This window comes from Methylomonas koyamae (genome assembly GCF_006483455.1).
GTDB classification, from domain to species: Bacteria; Pseudomonadota; Gammaproteobacteria; order Methylococcales; family Methylomonadaceae; genus Methylomonas; species Methylomonas koyamae_B.
In genome coordinates this window covers 82,914-100,426 of record NZ_PPPU01000011.1, presented here as the reverse complement: position 1 = coordinate 100,426, position 17,513 = coordinate 82,914, and the positions used below count along the sequence as shown (strand labels likewise).

The window sequence follows — 17,513 nt, the reverse complement described above, 5'->3', positions numbered from 1 at the left end:
GACAAGCTCAGCCCGAACGGAATGCCAGTGTTAAATAGGGCTCGCTTAAGAAGAACCGCTGACTTTAGTTGACGAGCCCGTTTCATAATCGATTTTTAATGGCAATCGTGGTCGTAAATACTTTGCGTAACAAGTAGTCGGACGGTGTGACCGTTTCGCCAGTGTCTGCGACATCGCCGTCTGCGTTTGTGTCGATAGCGTACTGCTGTGGGGAACTGGTAAGCCCTTGTTCGTCTTGACGGGAGACCATTAATAAGCTGACGCGAATGCCTAAAACTTTCGACCAATCGGTCACATTGGTGGCTGTAACGTATGCATCGACCGCACCGTCGGTCCCGGTGTCTACCGCATACGAAATTTGCATGTCCTGCACGCCTTCGATCAGTTCTTCGGCGGTATTGGTCGGAGCGCCACCGGATGTCGATAAAACTTGGCGATACAACGACGGTTCGTTGCTGCTATTAAGGCGAATGTGATAAGTCGTAGCACTTAACCGAAATATTCTCGAGCCGGCATCGAACGTATCGCTAGTACCGTCCGGACAAGAACCAATCGGATTGCCGAGTCCTTTTCGGCTATTTCCGCTACTGCATGGGGTAACGGCATTATGCTGAATCAGACTATGGCCGCAATTGCCATTACTGTTATAAGTGCATTCTTTGGTATTTTGAAACACCGCTATGCGCGAGCAGTTTGCTTTGGCAGCAATAAGAATCTGGCCTTGCTTGATATCGTGATTGGCGGTCAGAGTAAATTGCGGCGGATTCGACGTCGGAGTATGAGCGGATACGATGTATTCTTGAGTATTGTCGGAATGGAGGATAGTTAAGGCGTCGCCGGCGACAACGTTTCCGACCACACCGGTCACTCCTGCCGGAAAAGCGCTCCAGGCCGCCGCGGTGGCTTTTTCGTAACCTATTAAGGGTTGAGCTATCAGATTTTTGTCCCAATCGGTACTGTTGACCAGAACATTGATATCCCCGCCAGCTGCTGCGTTGACTGGACAGCCCCGAAATCCCGTCATGCGAATGTCTTTTGCAATAATGTTAAAAGCGGTACGGGCACCTTCCTGCATCCGCGCCAAGGCGTCCTGGCTGCGGAAACTCTGCCGGGAGCCGAGTAATACGTATCCGATTGCCGCTATGATGACCAGGCCGATAGTCAGCGAAATCATGAGCTCGATCAATGTCACACCCGACATGGTGCGGGAGGCAGACGGCAAATGTGGTAATGTCCGCTGGGAACTCATATAAGGCTTTGGGTGGTAAATGTTGTAGGCGTAATCGTTCCATCGGCTGCGCCTTTGACTACTTCACTCCAACGTATGTTAATGGTGACGTTGCCTCCACCGTCAACTGTTACCTGACCGTCTCCGTTAGGCAACGAGTTTTCTAAATTTGTTTTCCAGTTCCTTAATTCCACATTCTGAATCTCTGTACCGCTGGGCACGCTTCCACTTGGGCTACTGCCGGCAGGGGCAAAGTTGATCGTAAAATTTCCGGCAACTGCCTGAGCACGATTCAGTCTTAGACGTTCCACTATGTCGTAACTTAATAGTGTCGCTTGACTCCTGAGAAACGCACTGTGGCTGGCTTTTGCCGACAATGCTATGACACCTGCTTGACCCAGTAGGCCCAGCGAAACAATCAGCATGGTTACGAGGACTTCGATCAGGCTGGCACCGTGTTGGTTGGTAAGCTTGGATAAGTTTTGCTCTGTACTGGCGCTTAACATAAGAAATTTGCCGCTCGGATTAAGGAGATGTACAAGATGTCAGTCCGTCTGGAATTCCGTCATGGTCGGCATCTTGGCCAAGGCGGACGCGTCCGGTACTGCTCACAATGATGCGTTTTGCTGTGCCTTGCTCTGGGGTATTGTTACCGTCAGAGTTGTCGCAAATAGCGAAAGACCCAAAAGTATTGCTTTCCCCGGTGGGGCTGTAGCTAATATAGTCGGCGAAATTGTTACCTCTTAACGTGTAATTGGTGGGCAAAGACTCGTAAGTTTTCAGACTACAGTCCTCGTCGTCCTCGCATAGTTTTTTATCGTTATCTTGGTTAAAGACGTTTGTTTTGCTTGACGACGAGCGATCTACGTCAACAAACACCTGCCATCCCTCTTCCCAGTTCGTACCGGTTTTGCGCACGACGACAATCCTTCCGCGCTTTACAGCTTCGCTACGGGCAAAACTTAACGAAGTAATAAATTGATTCGCTGCAGCGGTTAGCCGACTGCTTCTGATTGCCGCGGTAAAGCTCGGAACCGCGACTGCCGACAATATGCCGACGATCGTTACCACTATCAGTAGTTCGATCAGGGTGAATCCTGCGGCAGCTCTGAGTTTGCTCATAGGGGGGAGTGAATCCGGGTTTTCTTGGGCGGTATATTGCGAGGCCTGTTGGAAGATAGCACAGGATCAAACAAAGTTATGAGAGCTGAAACAAAATTCGGCGCGACCTCGCAAGATCGGATTTCAGTAACTACACTCTTGTAGGAGCTTGACTACACTTCCTGCGTCTGGGAATTGGAGTAACGCTCGGCGGAGCCAAAACGGCAATTTCGACTACGTTTTTTACTGTGACTCAAAACTGGAGGAAATAATTGTGGCGACGATTCTTGCCGTAGACGATTCGGCATCGATGAGACAAATGGTGGCGTTTACTCTGAAGGGGGCCGGCTACAGCGTAGTGGAAGCGGTCGATGGTGTGGATGCTTTGAACAAAGCCAAAGGGCAGGCTTTCGATTGTGTGGTGACCGATGTCAACATGCCCAACAAGGATGGAATCCAATTGATCAGAGAACTGCGGGCGCTGCCCAACTACAAGTTCACGCCGATGTTGATGTTGACGACGGAAGCGGGGTCAGACAAAAAGCAACAGGGTAAGGATGCCGGAGCAACCGGCTGGATCGTGAAGCCGTTCAATCCTGATCAGTTACTGAAAACGATCAAGAAAGTGATGGGCTGAAGTCCAACGGCATCTTGACAGTCATTTTTGGGTGGTTGTATGGCAATCGATATGGCGCAATTTCATCAAGTGTTCTTCGAAGAAAGTTTCGAAGGATTGGATGCGATGGAATCCGGCTTGCTGAACATGGATACCGGCGATGTTGATGCCGAAGAGATCAATACTATCTTCCGTGCAGCCCACTCCATAAAAGGCGGTAGCGGCACATTCGGCTTTAACGCGGTGTCCGATTTCACCCACGTGATGGAGACCTTGCTCGACGAAATGCGCGACGGTCGGCGTAAAGTGACGCAACCGGCCGTAGACGTTTTACTGGGTTCGGTCGATTGCTTGCGCGATATGTTGCAATCGATCCAGATCGGCGCCGAAATCGATCAGGCGACGGTCTCGGCCCACAAGCAAGCCTTGGATAACGAGTTGCGTAATGCCGGGCAGCCGGCCGGCGACCCTAGGGGCGTAATCGCTCAGCCGATCCTACAGCAACCCGCTCCGCAGCAGACTGATACTGCGGAACTGAGCGGTTGGTCGATCGCGTTCAGCCCGCATCTGAACTTACTCAAAACCGGCAATGAACCGGTAAGGATGTTCAGAGAATTAGCCGCTCTGGGAGAACTAACGACAACGGTTGATTTACAAGGCGTACCCAGTCTTTACGATCTGGATCCTGAAGAATGCCATTTGTCCTGGAAATTACACGTCGCGGGAAACATCCCGGCCGGCGAAATCGACGAAATTTTCGATTGGGTGGAAGACCACTGCGATTTGGCCAAGCAGCCCATCCGTCGGCCAGACGCGGTGCACGTTGAGCAACCGGTTGATATTCCGGCAGTGACTGCCAGCGTGGCGGCGGTCGAAGCCAAGCCTGAGGCGGAGCCGGGAAACGAAAGCGGCGCTCAAGCGGCAGATGCTAAATCGGCCAAAAAAGACGATGGGAAAGTTGCCGGCAAAGGCTCAAGCTCGATTCGGGTCGATACCGGTAAGATCGACACCTTGATTAATATGGTTGGCGAACTAGTCATCACTCAATCGATGTTGAGTTTGTTGGGCGAGCACTTTGAAATCAACAAGCTTGATCAGCTAAAAAACGGCTTATCGCAATTGGAGCGTCACACGCGCGAATTGCAGGAAAGCGTAATGAATATTCGGATGCTGCCAATCAGCTTCGTATTCAGCCGGTTTCCGCGTTTGGCGCATGACATCAGCAGTAAGCTGGGTAAAAAAATCGAGCTTCGATTGGTCGGCGAAAATACCGAAGTGGATAAAACCGTCGTCGAGTTGCTGAGCGATCCTCTGGTACATCTGGTCCGCAACAGCCTGGATCACGGTATCGAAATGCCCGAAGTGCGCGTTGCGGCCGGCAAACCCGAAACCGGCACGGTCACCCTGGAGGCGTACCACCGCGGCGGAAATATCGTGATTGAAGTTTCGGACGACGGCAAAGGTTTGGACAAAGAAAAGCTGCGCGCCAAAGCGGTCGAAAAAGGCTTGATTGATGCCGATGCCGTACTGAGCGAAAAACAGACATACGAATTGATCTTCATGCCTGGTTTTTCTACGGCGGAAAAATTGACAGACATCTCCGGCCGCGGCGTCGGTATGGATGTGGTGAGGCGTAATATTCAAGCCTTGGGCGGCGATATCGAAATCTTGTCGGAGTTGGGTAAGGGCTCGACTATCTCGATCCATTTGCCGCTGACCTTGGCGATTTTGGACGGCCAATCGATCGCGGTGGGCGACGAGACCTACATTTTACCGTTGGGCTCGATTATTGAATCCCTGCACGTCAGAGAAGAGTTTATTAACCGGGTGGCCGGGAAGGGCGAGACCTTTTTGCTGCGGGGCCAATATCTGCCGGTGATCCGCATTCACGAGATCTTTAAAGTACCCAGCGCCAAAAATACCAAATTGACCGAAGGATTAATCGTTGTGGTTGAGGGGCAAGGCGCACGCTGCGGATTGTTTGTTGACGACTTGCTGGGCCAACAGCAAGTCGTGATTAAGTCGCTCGAAGCCAATTATCGGCGGATCGAAGGCGTCTCGGGGGCGACCATCCTCGGCGACGGCTCGGTTGCGTTAATTTTGGATATTCCAGGATTGGTCCGATTATCAAATCAATAATTGCTGCGAATTAAATATGACTCATAACGTCGAAACGATTACCTCCGAACAGGCGGAAGCCATCAATCAGGAACATCTGTTGCAGTTTTTGAGTTTTACCCTGGGTCGGGAAGAATACGGAGTCGATATTTTAAGGGTTCAGGAAATCAGGAGCTGGGAACCCGTGTCGCGTATTCCGAACGTCCCCGCTTACGAAAAAGGCGTCGTTAATCTGCGCGGTGCGATCGTACCCATCATCGACTTACGAGAGCGGTTTCAACTCGGACGCTGCGAATATACCGCGCTTACGGTGGTGGTGGTGCTACAGGCTAAAGTTGCAGACCGGACTAGAATTATGGGCGTGGTGGTCGATGCGGTTTCCGACGTAGTGGACGTCAATAAAAAACAGATTCAAACCGCACCCGATTTTGGGGCCAAGGTCAGTACCGAGTTCATAACCGGTCTGGCTTCAGTCGGCGGCCGGATGGTTATGCTGTTGGACGTCGATAAACTACTCAGTCTCGATGGTGTAAATGATGAAAATGACAATTCGAACAAATAAAGCAAGAAAATTAGCGGCTAAGGAGCGTTCAAAATGAAGATAAACCATCCGGTAACCGACCGTGAAGTGTTGATGAAAGAAGGCACCATCCTGGTTACTAAGACCGATTTAAAAGGTCGGATTGTCGACGTTAACGAAGCCTTTGTCGAAATCAGCGGATTTTCGAGAGAGGAATTGCTCGGCCAGAACCACAATATCGTTCGCCACCCGGATATGCCGCCGGAAGCGTTCGCCGACTTGTGGAGTACGATTTCCAAAGGTAAGCCTTGGCGGAATTTAGTGAAAAATCGCTGTAAATCAGGCGATTACTATTGGGTGGAAGCAAACGTTTCGCCTGTTTTCGAGCAAGGCAAGGTCACCGGTTACGTCTCCGCCCGCTATGCACCGAGTCGGGAGCAAATCCGCGCGGCAGAGCTTTTGTACGACAGAGTCCGTAATAAGAAGAGCCAGATCAGATCGGATCGGTTTGTCGATAAGATCAATTTCGTCAATCGGCTGAACATAACCGCCAAACTGGTGTTATTCGCGCTGCTGTTGCTGCTGCCCGGCGCGGTTTTGCTGGGGATGGTCAACCAAGACAAAAACGCCGACATCGAATTCGCCAGAAAAGAAATCCGCGGCGTAGATTATCTAAAATCGTTGAAACATTTGCTTGTCGAATTGACCGAACATCGAGGAGCAAGCTATCTGGCCTTGTCTGCGGCCGGCAATCGCGACTCCGCCGCATTGAGCCAGTCTGGCAAACGGGTTGCCGACGCGATAAAAGCAGCGGATGCGGTAGATGCCGAGTTTGGCGCTGAATTCAACAGCACCGAAGCTTGGCAAAAAATCAAGAGTGATTGGGCGCTACTCGAGCCGCAAAACGCTGCGCAGCTGACTGCGCAAGCCAGTTTGGCTAAGCACAGCGAGTTGGTTGAGAACGTTACCAAGCTGATGATTCATGTTAGCGACCAGTCGAACCTGACGCTCGATCCCGAGGTAGGCACCTATTATGTGATGAATGTTGTCTCGATACGGCTACCGGAATTAATCGACCATGTCAGCGAGCACATGGCGAATGCGGTTGTATTCGCAAAAGCCGGGACTAGTCTGGACCCGCAAGCCAAAATCGAAATGGCCGTGGTCGACCAGCATATTGGCGAAAGGCTTGGAGAAACCGAACATGATTTGGCGGTGGCGTATGCCGCCGATGCAGAAGCGAAAACGGCGCTGGCCGACAAACAGGAGATAATGTTTGGCGACACCGCAAAGTTTTCCGATTTGATCGAACAAAATTTATATCTGGCGTCGGCGGTGAACGTTTCGCCGGACCGCATCGCGGCTTCCGGTGCGTCGGCCTTGCAAGCGGTGAATGCCTTATACGATGCCGCAAGTCCGTTATTGAGAAGCATGTTGCAGAAACGGGTCGATGGACTGGAGCAGGAAAAATATCGTCAGTTCGCAGCGGTAAGCGGATTGATAGTGATCGTAGCGCTGATCGGGTTCGCGATTGTCCGCCACATCACTTCGAATCTGCGTACTGTGAAAGGGGTATTTGCCAAAATCACGGAGGGTAATTTCCGTAGCACCATTCACTTGGACGGGCACGACGAACTGGGCGATTTACTACGCAGCTTGCAAATGATGCAAGTCAATCTGAATGTCGACATTTCCGACACACGGGAACGAGCCATAAAAGCCACTCGCGTCGAACGGGCCTTGGATAACGTCAGTTCGTGCGTGATGTTGGCGAATAGTAACTTGGAAATTATCTACATGAACAGAGCGGTAGCGGAGTTGTTCAAAAACGCCGAGCAGGATATTCGGCAGCAGTTACCTCGCTTCGATTCGGCTAAATTGATGGGGGCAAATATCGACCAATTTCATAAAAATCCGAGCCATCAGCGCGGTATGTTGGCCAAATTGGAATCGACTTACAAATCAGGCCTGGAAATCGGTAGCCGCCATATGAATATTATCGCCAATCCGGTCATAGATGCAGAAGGCAACCGGATCGGCACCGTAGTCGAGTGGCTCGATAGAACCCACGAAGTGAAGATCGAACGCGAAATAGCGGACATCGTCGAGGCGGTAAAAGTTGGAGAACTCTCCAGTCGAATCGAGTTGGGCAACAAGCAAGGCTTTTTTGCCTCGCTCAGTGCAGGCATTAACGAATTGACCGACGTTATCGAAAACGTATTCAGCGATATCGGCAGCACAATGCAGAGTATGGCGGAAGGTGATTTGACCAATCGTATCGATCGCGATTACCGGGGCACCTATTTGAAATGCAAGAACGACATCAACAGCACGATAGACAAATTGAACGAGATATTCGGCCAAGTCAGCGAGTCGGCGCATTTTATCAATAACTCCTCGCAAGAAATTGCTAGTGGAAACAATAACTTGTCGCACCGCGCCGAGCAGCAGGCGGCCAATCTGGAGCAAACGGCTGCCAGCATGGAGCAACTGACCAGTACGGTGAAAAACAATGCCGATAATGCTCAGCAAGCCAACTTGGTAGCCAATAACGCCAAAGATCTGGCCGAAAAAGGCGGAAACGTGGTTAAGGCTGCCGTATCGGCCATGCAAGAGATCAACGAAAGCAGCAATAAAATTGCCGACATCATCGGTGTCATCGACGAAATTGCATTCCAGACCAATTTGTTGGCATTGAACGCGTCGGTGGAAGCTGCCAGGGCCGGAGAACAAGGACGCGGTTTCTCGGTGGTGGCGACCGAGGTTAGAAATCTGGCGCAGCGCAGTGCGACGGCAGCCAGAGAAAGTAAAGAACTGATTCAAAACAGCGTGCAAAAAGTTCGGGCCGGAACCGAGTTCGTCAATGAAACCGGCAAGGCGCTCACCGAAATCGTTGCCGGCGTCAAAAAAGTGGGAGACATTGTGGCCCAGATAGCGGACGCCAGTGTCGAGCAGTCTGCCGGTATCGGTCAGGTCAACCAAGCCGTGGCGCAGATGGATGAGATAACCCAGCAAAATGCTGCATTAGCCGAAGAAGCTTCGGCGGCAAGCGTATCGATGAGCGATTTGTCCACCAATATGGTCGAGATGCTCGCTTTCTTTAAAACCGACAAAAACATTGGTCAACAACCTGTTGCGCAGCGTGGACATAGCCCCACGGTCGCCCGGGCGGAGGTAGTGCGTAGCGCTCCTGTTGCGGCTCCAGCCGCAAATACGCAGCCTGCCTTTGCCTCTAAATCGAACGATGCGGATGACGAGTGGCAGGATTTTTGAGGGTGTTGCAAACATTATCGAGCGATCGGCGAGGACGATGAGCCATGGCAACCAATAAGCAGGTTGAACAATTTCTGACGTTCGAACTGGCGGGAGACGCTTACGGTATCGATATCTTGAAAGTCCAGGAAATCCGGGGTTGGGAACCGATCCGTAAGATTCCGAATACACCGGCTTTCGTCAAAGGTGCGCTGAATCTGCGCGGGACCATTGTGCCGATTATCGATTTGCGCGAGCGGTTTCAGATGGAAAAAGTCGAATACACGCCGGTGACGGTGGTGATTGTCATGAGTATCCAAACCGCAGCCGGAACCACTGTGATGGGGGTCGTTGCCGATACCGTGTCCGACGTGTTGGATATTAATCCGGCGGATATTAAAAACGCGCCGAATTTGGGGACTAAAATCAATACCGAATATATGCGAGGCATGTATGTCGGCAAAAAACACATGGTGATGCTGTTGGATGTCGACAAATTGCTGAATCCGGAAGAGTTCATCAATATCGCCAATTTGCAATGAAGGCGAAAGTCATAGCCGTACTGAATCAGAAGGGCGGTGTTGGCAAAACCACGACTTCGGTCAATTTGACCCACGCTTTGGCCAGATCCGGAAAGGCAGTAACTGTGATCGATCTCGATCCGCAGAGCCACTTGGCGGTGTCGCTGGGAATCGTCGGGCCGCAGCCGCAAGGGGGGATCGATGAAGTGATGCTGAATGGCGGTTCGTTACAGAGTCGATGCATTCCGGCCAGAAAAAATTTGAATCTGGTGGTCTCCGGCCCACGCCTTCAAGAAATCGAGCAACTAAGCGACGGCGATTCCTGTCGCGGCGATTTACTGCGCAAGGCTTTGGAACATTCGGATCCGGATCAGGACTTTATTTTCATCGATTGTCCGCCGTCTTCGGGCGTGCTGGTCGCGAATGCCTTGTTCGCCGCCGACGAAATTTTGATTCCGATGACCAGCGATTATCTCGTTCTTCAAGGCTTGTCGCATTTGATGGGGACCATCAAGAAATTCGAGGCGGCGTTGCAACGGCAGTACCGTTTTTCGTTGGTAATGTCGCGTTACATACCGACGCGGCGGTTATCCGCAGATGTATTGGATCTGGTTAAAAACTATTTCCCCGGCAAAATTCTGGCGACACCGATCAGGGAGACGGCGTTGCTGGCCGAGTGCCCGAGTTTTGGTAAGACTATTTTTGAGTATCGTCCAGGCTGCCGTTCGGCACGGGATTTTGCCGAATTGGCCAAAGACTTTTTGGAAAATAGGGTGATGTAATGGCTGAAAATGGCGAAAACAGTTTAATTGGCTACGATCCGTTAGCCTGGATGCGAACCTTGGGTCCTGAGGAGCAAGCCGCTGAGGCGATGCCGGCGGCTTTACCCGCCGATGGCGAGGACGCCTTGACATCGGTAACGGAAGCCGCCGATACCATCGTCTCCGATACGGCGTCAACCGACCAACTATCTGAATCCGTGCCGCAAACGTCGGCTAAAGGTAGCTTGGCGTTGGAACCGTTGTTGAATATACAGGGCGTCGCCGATTTGCATCAAAATTTGATGCAAATGTTAAGCCGGTACGATGCGATCGACATAGACGCCTCGGCGGTGGCCAGCATCGACACGTCGACTCTTCAATTGCTGGTGATCCTGAAACGGACGGCCGCAGGGTTGCAGAAAGTCGTGGCGATCGATTTTCCTTCGGATAAGTTTATCGAGGCGGCGGAGCTGTTAGGCGTCTCCGAAATGCTGGAAGTCGATACCGCAGCCTCCGGTTTTTTTTAAACGTTTCCGGTTCGCTATCGAATGGCTACAAGCAATATGGCAAGCAGTATTCGCGAATTCGAATATACTCACGCGGATTTCGATGTTCTTCGAAAAATTTCCCGCCAATATTCCGGCATATTAGTGCCGGACGACAAGTTCGACATGTTTTATTCCCGGCTAGCGAAACGGATTCGTCTGTTGGGTCTGAGCAGCTTTAAAGAATATTGTCAGTATCTCACCGACCATCCCGACACCGAGTTTACCGAGTTCATCAATGCGGTTACGACCAACCTGACTGCGTTTTTTCGGGAAAACCACCATTTCGAATATTTGAGTAGTACCGTGGTGCCTGAGCTTTTGAGAAAAAAAGCCGGGATCAAACAGGTCAAAATTTGGTCGGCCGGGTGTTCTACCGGTGAAGAGCCCTATTCGTTGGCGATAACGTTAAAAGAAAGGTTGCCGGCCGATTGGGATATAAAGATTCTGGCGACCGATCTCGATACCAATGTGTTGGCCACTGCCGCCAGCGGGGTTTATAGCGAAGAGCGCGTCACCGGTATTGCCGAGCAGCGATTAAAGCGCTGGTTTCAAAAAGGCAGCGGCCGGCAGGCGAACAAAGTGCGCGTCAGAGCCGAATTGCGTCAATTGATAACCTTCAGGCAATTGAACTTGATGCAGGAATGGCCGATGCGCGGCGGTTTCGACGCTATTTTTTGCCGGAACGTATTGATTTATTTCGACCGCGAAACCAAAGCCATGCTCGCAGAACGCTATGCCGGTTTGCTCGATACCGGCGGTTGTCTGTTTATAGGCCATTCGGAATCGTTGCATCAGCTCGATACCGCCTTCGATCCGATTGGAAACACTATTTACAGGAAAGCGCGCAAGTGACCCGTCATACAGTCGAAAAACCACCGATCGCCGGTTTCGAGGGCATAAACCGCTACTGGGATCAGGAAAACCAAATTATTGCCGCGAAATTGATGCCCGGCGACTACTATGTCACCGGTGCCGATGAAATGATCACCACTGTGCTGGGGTCTTGTGTGTCGGCATGTATTCGCGATTGCGAATCCGGAATCGGCGGTATGAACCACTTCATGTTGCCGGAGACCAGCCAAAATCGTTTGAATGCGCGCGACGAAGCCGTGGTGGGCAATGCCTTGCGTTACGGCAATTACGCCATGGAGCATCTGATCAACACCATATTGCAACATGGCGGGAAACGAAAGAATTTGGAAGTCAAGTTATTCGGCGGCGGCAAAATTATTGCTTCGCTGAGTGACGTCGGCGCTCGCAACGTGCAATTTGTGTTGGATTATGTCGATACGGAAGCGTTGAAGTTGGTTTCTCAAGACTTGGGCGATATCTATCCGCGTAAAGTCAATTTCTTTCCGCGTACCGGACGCGTCAGAATGAAAAAAATCAAAGACTTGCATAACCAGACCATTTTCCTGCGCGAGAAACAATACAGTTTCAGCATCAAAGACGCACCGGTTGAAGGCAGCGTCGAGTTGTTCTAGAGGCGAACATGGCAAAAATAAAGCTACTGATCGTCGACGACTCGGCCTTGATCCGGCAGATGCTGACGCAAATTTTTAACGAGGCCGGCGACATAGAGGTCGTCGGCACGGCCAGCGATCCGTTGATCGCTCGCGATAAAATCAAAGCGTTAAACCCCGATGTGCTGACGCTGGATGTGGAAATGCCGCGTATGGACGGTCTGACGTTTCTGAAGAATCTGATGCGTTTGCGGCCGATGCCGGTGGTGATGATTTCGACCTTGACCGAAAAAGGCGCCGAAGTCACCTTGGAGGCTTTGGCTTTGGGTGCCGTCGATTTTGTCGCCAAGCCCAAAGTTGACGTATCGCAAGGCTTAAGGGCTTATGCCGACGAAATCGTTAGTAAAATCCGGGTGGCGGCACAGGCCAGGGTAAAGGCTTTGGAAACGCCTAATCCCCGCGTAATTCCCAGCCATACCGACGGCTTGGCAAACACCGTGATGAAAAAACATTTCAAGACTACGCACAAAATCGTCGCATTAGGCTCCTCCACCGGCGGAACCGAGGCGGTCAAACACTTGGTGAGGACTTTGCCGCGGACCGCCCCCGCGATCGTGATTGCCCAGCACCTCCCGCTAGCCTTTAGCGCTTCGTTCGCCAAGCACGTCAATGATGCTACCGACATGACAGTGGGCTTGGCCGAGGATGGGCAGCCGATAATGCCAGGGCATGTCTACATTGCCCCCGGCGATCGCCACTTGCTGGTTGCCCGCGACGGTGCCCGCTACATTTGCCGCTTGGACGACGGTCCGCCAGTGAATCGGCATAGACCGTCGGTTGAAGTTTTGTTTCGTTCAGTAGCGCAAAACGTGGGCGGTAACGCCATCGGCGTGATGTTGACCGGAATGGGGGCGGACGGCGCCAAAGCCATGCTGGAGATGCGCGAGGCCGGGGCGATCAATATCGTGCAGGACGAGGCTTCCAGCGTAGTCTGGGGTATGCCTGGGGAGGCCTTCAAACTGGGTGCCGCGCATCATGTGCTATCCTTGAACCGAATAGCGGAAAAACTTTTAGCCCTGGCGGAATAGATCATATGGTGCAGTTTTTTAAGGATAACGGTGTTTTGATTGGCTTGACCGCTGTGGTGTTAGCGCTGCCGTTATTGATTGCCGATACCCAGGTGTATTGGGCTGCAACCGGATTGCTCAGTCTGCTGTGGATGTTCCGCACGTTTCGTATACAGGCAGCCGGCATGCTCCGGCAAGCCGCTCAAGGCGAGCAAAATGAAACGGACATATCCAGGGCGGTTGACAGTTATCTGATTCACCTGAGCGATTGCATCGAACAGGAAAGCAGCACTTTTCGCAGCGAGCTTAACCAATTGAAGGCGATGTTGGCGGATGCGGTCAGCACCATGTCCAATAGCTTCAACAATTTACATGCCTTGACCAGCGGCCAGTCAACGGTGGTTTGCTCGCTGGTATCGGATTTGGAAGATAGTGTTGAGCGGGACAGTGCGCATATCAATTTCACCAGTTTTACCCACGAAACCGATAAAGTTTTGCAATTTTTTATCGACCACATCGTGCAAATCAGTAAGCAAAGCGTGGAAATGGTCGCCGTGATCAACGACGTCGGCGACCACATGGCCCATGTCGAAAAATTACTGGGCGATGTGCAGAAAATCGCCGACCAAACCAATCTGTTGGCGTTGAACGCGGCCATCGAAGCGGCGCGGGCAGGCGAGGCGGGGAGAGGGTTCGCCGTCGTGGCCGGCGAGGTCCGCAATTTATCGAAAAACTCCGATAAATTCAGCGAAGAAATCAAGGCGGTTGTCAAAGCGTCCAAAGATAACATCCGCAATGCTCGCGATATGATCGAAGTGATGGCGTCGAAGGACATGAACCTTGCGTTAAGTTCCAAAGCCAATATCGACAAGATGATGTTCGATATCAGCACGATCAATGCAAACGTCGCCCGAAACGTGGACGAGATTTCCCAACTGACCGGGAGGATAGAAGTCAGTGTGGGCAACGCCGTCAGAGGGCTGCAGTTCGAAGACATGGCCCGCCAATTGATCGAACAGATGCAGGCTAACCTGGACCATTTCGCCGCATTGAAAGACGAAGTTGCTATCGGTATGGCGACGTTCAAAGCGGGAAACCGCAAGGAGTGGCAGTTGGAATTGGGGCAGGGATCGGATCGTTTAAGGCAGATGAAACAACAATGGCAGGCCGGTAACTACCGCGTGGTATCGCAATCGTCTATGGACGAAGGCGATGTGGATTTGTTCTGAGTTTGCCGTTCGGGCAATTTTGCGATAAGGAGAAGCTATGGGTATTGAGGCAAGAGCCGATTCTGGCGTATTACACATTAAGGTCAGCGGAAAATTCGATTTCGGTTTGCATAACGAGTTTCGCGAAGCCACCAAACTGGCTGAGAGCGGCGTGAAACAGATTGATGTCGATTTGTCCGGCACTGACTACATGGACAGCTCAGCGCTGGGGATGTTGTTGGTGTTGCGCGATAAGGTCGGCGGCGACAAGTCGGCGATCCGGATAAAGAACGCTCGCGCCGAAGTAAAAAAAATTCTGGAAATCGCCAATTTCGATAAACTATTCTCTTTAGTTTAACGCCTTTCCTTTTTCCCGTCCGGTAGTTGGGTGCCGGCTCTTGCCGGACCTTCGTCAGCGCTCCATGAACCAGTACAGCAATAATTCCAGTCACGGCATCGTGCGCCTTTTTTTACGGCGTTTCTTACCCAATTCGCAGGTGGCCGGGTTGGCGATAATACTGTTGGGCGGTTTCCTGCTGATATACAGTCTATTGGGGCTGTTGATGCCGGTATTCGTTGCCGTGGTACTCGCGTATCTGCTGGAGGGCTTGGTCGTCAAATTGGAGTTGCGCGGCGTGGCGCGGCTACTCGCGGTGCATCTGGTGTTTTTTGCCTTTACGGCGGTGCTGGGTTTCGTGCTGTTCGTGTTGGTACCGATGGTATCGGAACAGACCGTACAATTGGTTCAGCACATCCCGGAAATCGTGTCCAGAACCCAAGCCGAGATCATGCGCTTTCCGGAACGCCATCCGGAGTTGATTTCGGAAACCCGGATTCGGGAAATCATGTTCTCGATCCAACAGGATTTGCTCAAATACGGCCAGGATCTGATATCGGGCTCCGCCCAATCCTTCGTCGGCTTGGTGGCCGTAATCATTTACCTGTTTCTGGTGCCGTTAATGGTGTTTTTCTTTTTGAAAGACAAACAGGTGCTGCTGGGGTGGATGCTACAGTTCCTGCCCGCCGACACCAGCTTGAGCCTGCGAGTCTGGCAGGAAGTCGACAAACAAATCTCCAACTACGTGCGCGGCAAGTTTGTCGAAGTCTTCATCTTGTGGGCAATAAGTTATCTGGTGTTTTGGTGGCTGGGCTTGAATTACGCGATGTTGCTTGCGGTGTTGATGGGCCTGTCGGTCGTGATTCCTTACGTCGGTGCAACTTTGGTCACCTTTCCAGTGCTGGGCGTGGCTTATGTGCAATGGGGAGTCGGCGGTGGCGACCAGTTCATGTACGTGTTCGTCGCCTATTCGGTAATCCAAGCCTTGGACGGCGTAATATTGGTACCGTTGCTGTTCTCGGAGGCGGTCAATTTGCATCCGGTAGCGATCATCGTTGCGATTTTGTTCTTCGGCGGCGTGTGGGGATTCTGGGGCGTATTTTTCGCAATCCCATTGGCCACGCTGGTTAAGGCTGTGTTAACCGCGTGGCCGCGCTGGGAAGCCAACGGCACGTTGGCGGGCTAGCTTACAAGTTGTCCGAGGCAAAATCGGCCAAACGCGAGCGTTCGCCGCGGCGCAAGGTGATGTGAGCGCTATTGGGCCAGTTTTTGAAGCGGTCCACCACGTAGGTCAGGCCGGAACTGGTCGCGGTCAGGTAGGGTGTATCGATCTGCGCCAGATTGCCGATGCAGATGATTTTGGTACCCGGTCCGGCTCGGGTGATCAGGGTTTTCAGTTGCTTCGGCGTCAGGTTTTGGGCTTCGTCGATAATCAGATAGCGGTTGAGGAAGGTGCGGCCGCGCATGAAATTCAACGAGCGGATTTTTACCCGGTTCATCACGACGTTTTGCGACGCGCCTTGTTCCCATTCGGTATTGCCGGCCCGGCTGCCGAGCAGTTCCAGATTGTCCATCAGCGCGCCCATCCACGGCGCCATCTTTTCTTCCTCGCTACCCGGCAAAAAGCCGATGTCCTGACCGACCGGCATGGTTTCGCGGGTCATGATGATTTCCTGATACAGCTTCCGCTCCAGCGTCAGCGACAGGCCGGCCGCCAATGCCAGCAGGGTTTTGCCGGTACCGGCCGAGCCGATCAGGGTTACGAAATCCACTTCCGGATCCATCAACGCATTCAACGCAAAATTTTGCTCCCGGTTTTTGGCGAAAATGCCCCAGATATTATTGTGTTTAGTCCGGAAGTCCCGCGCCAATTGCAGCACCGCGGTCTCGCCGTCGCAGCTTTTCACGATCGCCTCGAAGCTGTCCTCGCCCTCCATGTACAGGTACTGGTTCGGATACCACTCCCTGACCGCCGGCCCGTTGATCCGGTAGTAGGTGTTGTTGTTTTCCTGCCAGGATTCCATCTTGCCGCCGTTTTCGTCCCAGAAGTCGGCATCCAGCGCCAGGCTGCCGCTGTAAAGCAGGTCGATGTCTTCGATGGTCTGGTCGTTGTGGTAATCCTCGGCGTTGATTTGCAGCGCGGCGGCTTTGATGCGCATATTGATGTCTTTCGACACCAAAATCACGTTGACGTCCGGATATTCCTTGCTCAAAGCCAGCACGATGCTGAGGATGGAGTTGTCGGCGATTTGGCCCGGCAGATCGGCCGGTAACAGATGCGACAATTGCCGGGTTTGAAAAAACAGGCGACCGTCGAATTCGCGCTCGCCGGCCAGACCGTGCTCGATCCGGGACAGCGGCAGGCCGTCTTTGATCGATTGCTGGTCGGCGTCGCGGATCAACTCGTCCAGAAACCGGCTGACTTGGCGGACGTTACGCGATACGTCGGATAGGCCTTTCTTGGCGTGGTCCAACTCTTCCAATACCACCATCGGGATGAATACGTTGTGCTCCTGAAACCGGAAGATTGACGTCGGATCGTGCATCAAGACGTTAGTGTCCAGGACGAACAATTTTTTACCGGCGGATTGTATATTCATGGGTTCCTTTTCAAGATCGGTTGCGGCGTTGGCAAGCACGGAGGCGTGCCACTGTTTGTCTTTCTACTCCATCCCGCGCGCCATCGTCAACCGGGCGGGATTTCGGCTTAAATTCCGCTAAAGCGGCGGCTACCGGACGGAATCAAAAAAGCGGCTGGCAAGCGCGCTGAAAT

The 17,513-nt window shown here is 52.3% G+C and carries 17 protein-coding genes; 13 read left to right on the top strand and 4 right to left on the bottom strand.

The annotated features are described in order from the left end of the window. Positions 1 to 82: 82 nt before the first annotated feature. From C2U68_RS05955 to C2U68_RS05945, 3 genes are read right to left on the bottom strand one after another with little or no spacing between them, the layout of a single operon-like run. Positions 83 to 1,192: a PilW family protein gene (locus C2U68_RS05955; RefSeq protein ID WP_186289509.1), complete on the bottom strand. Its 1,110-nt coding sequence runs from the start codon at positions 1,190 to 1,192 to the stop codon at positions 83 to 85. Positions 1,193 to 1,245: 53 nt separating this feature from the next. Continuing rightward, on the bottom strand, positions 1,246 to 1,734 hold the full coding sequence (gene pilV, locus C2U68_RS05950; protein ID WP_140911596.1) for a type IV pilus modification protein PilV: 489 nt from the start codon (positions 1,732 to 1,734) through the stop codon (positions 1,246 to 1,248). Positions 1,735 to 1,753: 19 nt separating this feature from the next. Beyond that, complete coding sequence (locus C2U68_RS05945; RefSeq protein WP_140911595.1) at positions 1,754 to 2,350, bottom strand: GspH/FimT family pseudopilin; 597 nt, start codon at positions 2,348 to 2,350, stop codon at positions 1,754 to 1,756. Positions 2,351 to 2,603: 253 nt separating this feature from the next. Between C2U68_RS05945 and C2U68_RS05940 the strand changes: the two genes are divergently transcribed. From C2U68_RS05940 to C2U68_RS05875, 13 genes are all read left to right on the top strand, one after another. Then, positions 2,604 to 2,966 (top strand): response regulator, encoded by a 363-nt coding sequence (locus C2U68_RS05940; protein WP_140911594.1) that lies wholly within the window; start codon positions 2,604 to 2,606, stop codon positions 2,964 to 2,966. A gap of 39 nt (positions 2,967 to 3,005) precedes the next feature. After that, positions 3,006 to 5,084, top strand: coding sequence for a chemotaxis protein CheA (locus C2U68_RS05935; RefSeq protein ID WP_140911593.1), 2,079 nt, complete (start codon positions 3,006 to 3,008; stop codon positions 5,082 to 5,084). Positions 5,085 to 5,100: 16 nt separating this feature from the next. Beyond that, positions 5,101 to 5,625, top strand: a complete 525-nt coding sequence (locus C2U68_RS05930; RefSeq protein ID WP_140911592.1) for a chemotaxis protein CheW — start codon at positions 5,101 to 5,103, stop codon at positions 5,623 to 5,625. 33 nt (positions 5,626 to 5,658) lie between these two features. Beyond that, positions 5,659 to 8,856 carry a methyl-accepting chemotaxis protein gene (locus tag C2U68_RS21720; protein WP_313901403.1) on the top strand — a complete coding sequence of 1,066 codons (3,198 nt, stop codon included), beginning with the start codon at positions 5,659 to 5,661 and terminating at the stop codon, positions 8,854 to 8,856. 44 nt (positions 8,857 to 8,900) lie between these two features. After that, complete coding sequence (locus C2U68_RS05915; RefSeq protein WP_140911591.1) at positions 8,901 to 9,377, top strand: chemotaxis protein CheW; 477 nt, start codon at positions 8,901 to 8,903, stop codon at positions 9,375 to 9,377. After that, entirely contained in the window at positions 9,374 to 10,138 is a 765-nt protein-coding gene (locus C2U68_RS05910; protein ID WP_140911590.1) for a ParA family protein, read from the top strand. The genes C2U68_RS05915 and C2U68_RS05910 overlap by 4 nt, the downstream gene beginning before the upstream one ends. After that, positions 10,138 to 10,644 (top strand): lipid asymmetry maintenance protein MlaB, encoded by a 507-nt coding sequence (locus C2U68_RS05905; RefSeq protein ID WP_140911589.1) that lies wholly within the window; start codon positions 10,138 to 10,140, stop codon positions 10,642 to 10,644. Before C2U68_RS05910 ends, C2U68_RS05905 begins: the two co-directional genes overlap by 1 nt. 36 nt (positions 10,645 to 10,680) lie before the next feature. Beyond that, on the top strand, positions 10,681 to 11,517 hold the full coding sequence (locus C2U68_RS05900; RefSeq protein ID WP_260839234.1) for a protein-glutamate O-methyltransferase CheR: 837 nt from the start codon (positions 10,681 to 10,683) through the stop codon (positions 11,515 to 11,517). Beyond that, positions 11,514 to 12,149, top strand: a complete 636-nt coding sequence (gene cheD, locus C2U68_RS05895; protein WP_140911587.1) for a chemoreceptor glutamine deamidase CheD — start codon at positions 11,514 to 11,516, stop codon at positions 12,147 to 12,149. Before C2U68_RS05900 ends, cheD begins: the two co-directional genes overlap by 4 nt. Before the next feature lie 8 nt (positions 12,150 to 12,157). Then, a complete protein-coding gene (locus tag C2U68_RS05890) occupies positions 12,158 to 13,216 on the top strand; it encodes a chemotaxis response regulator protein-glutamate methylesterase (protein WP_140911586.1) in 1,059 nt (352 codons plus the stop codon). A gap of 5 nt (positions 13,217 to 13,221) precedes the next feature. Next, positions 13,222 to 14,424: a methyl-accepting chemotaxis protein gene (locus tag C2U68_RS05885; protein WP_140911585.1), complete on the top strand. Its 1,203-nt coding sequence runs from the start codon at positions 13,222 to 13,224 to the stop codon at positions 14,422 to 14,424. Positions 14,425 to 14,461: 37 nt separating this feature from the next. Beyond that, entirely contained in the window at positions 14,462 to 14,761 is a 300-nt protein-coding gene (locus C2U68_RS05880) for an STAS domain-containing protein (protein WP_140911584.1), read from the top strand. Between the two features lie 64 nt (positions 14,762 to 14,825). Then, the gene (locus C2U68_RS05875) at positions 14,826 to 15,926 is read left to right on the top strand and encodes an AI-2E family transporter (protein ID WP_140911583.1); all 1,101 of its coding nucleotides are present in this window, start codon (positions 14,826 to 14,828) and stop codon (positions 15,924 to 15,926) included. Between the two features lies 1 nt (position 15,927). On the opposite strand, the gene C2U68_RS05870 is transcribed toward C2U68_RS05875, so the two are convergent. Further along, entirely contained in the window at positions 15,928 to 17,340 is a 1,413-nt protein-coding gene (locus C2U68_RS05870) for a PhoH family protein (protein ID WP_140911582.1), read from the bottom strand. Positions 17,341 to 17,513 lie beyond the last annotated feature (173 nt).

Bases quoted from the DNA above. Each gene is read 5' to 3' on its own strand.
- C2U68_RS05935 (WP_140911593.1), top strand. From the start codon at position 3,006: ATGGCAATCGATATGGCGCAATTTCATCAAGTGTTCTTCGAAGAAAGT.
- C2U68_RS05900 (WP_260839234.1), top strand. From the start codon at position 10,681: ATGGCAAGCAGTATTCGCGAATTCGAATATACTCACGCGGATTTCGAT.
- C2U68_RS05890 (WP_140911586.1), top strand. From the start codon at position 12,158: ATGGCAAAAATAAAGCTACTGATCGTCGACGACTCGGCCTTGATCCGG.
- C2U68_RS05945 (WP_140911595.1), bottom strand. From the start codon at position 2,350: ATGAGCAAACTCAGAGCTGCCGCAGGATTCACCCTGATCGAACTACTG.
- C2U68_RS05930 (WP_140911592.1), top strand. From the start codon at position 5,101: ATGACTCATAACGTCGAAACGATTACCTCCGAACAGGCGGAAGCCATC.
- C2U68_RS05915 (WP_140911591.1), top strand. From the start codon at position 8,901: ATGGCAACCAATAAGCAGGTTGAACAATTTCTGACGTTCGAACTGGCG.
- pilV (WP_140911596.1), bottom strand. From the start codon at position 1,734: ATGTTAAGCGCCAGTACAGAGCAAAACTTATCCAAGCTTACCAACCAA.
- C2U68_RS21720 (WP_313901403.1), top strand. From the start codon at position 5,659: ATGAAGATAAACCATCCGGTAACCGACCGTGAAGTGTTGATGAAAGAA.
- C2U68_RS05870 (WP_140911582.1), bottom strand. From the start codon at position 17,340: ATGAATATACAATCCGCCGGTAAAAAATTGTTCGTCCTGGACACTAAC.
- C2U68_RS05905 (WP_140911589.1), top strand. From the start codon at position 10,138: ATGGCTGAAAATGGCGAAAACAGTTTAATTGGCTACGATCCGTTAGCC.
- C2U68_RS05910 (WP_140911590.1), top strand. From the start codon at position 9,374: ATGAAGGCGAAAGTCATAGCCGTACTGAATCAGAAGGGCGGTGTTGGC.
- C2U68_RS05880 (WP_140911584.1), top strand. From the start codon at position 14,462: ATGGGTATTGAGGCAAGAGCCGATTCTGGCGTATTACACATTAAGGTC.
- C2U68_RS05875 (WP_140911583.1), top strand. From the start codon at position 14,826: ATGAACCAGTACAGCAATAATTCCAGTCACGGCATCGTGCGCCTTTTT.
- C2U68_RS05885 (WP_140911585.1), top strand. From the start codon at position 13,222: ATGGTGCAGTTTTTTAAGGATAACGGTGTTTTGATTGGCTTGACCGCT.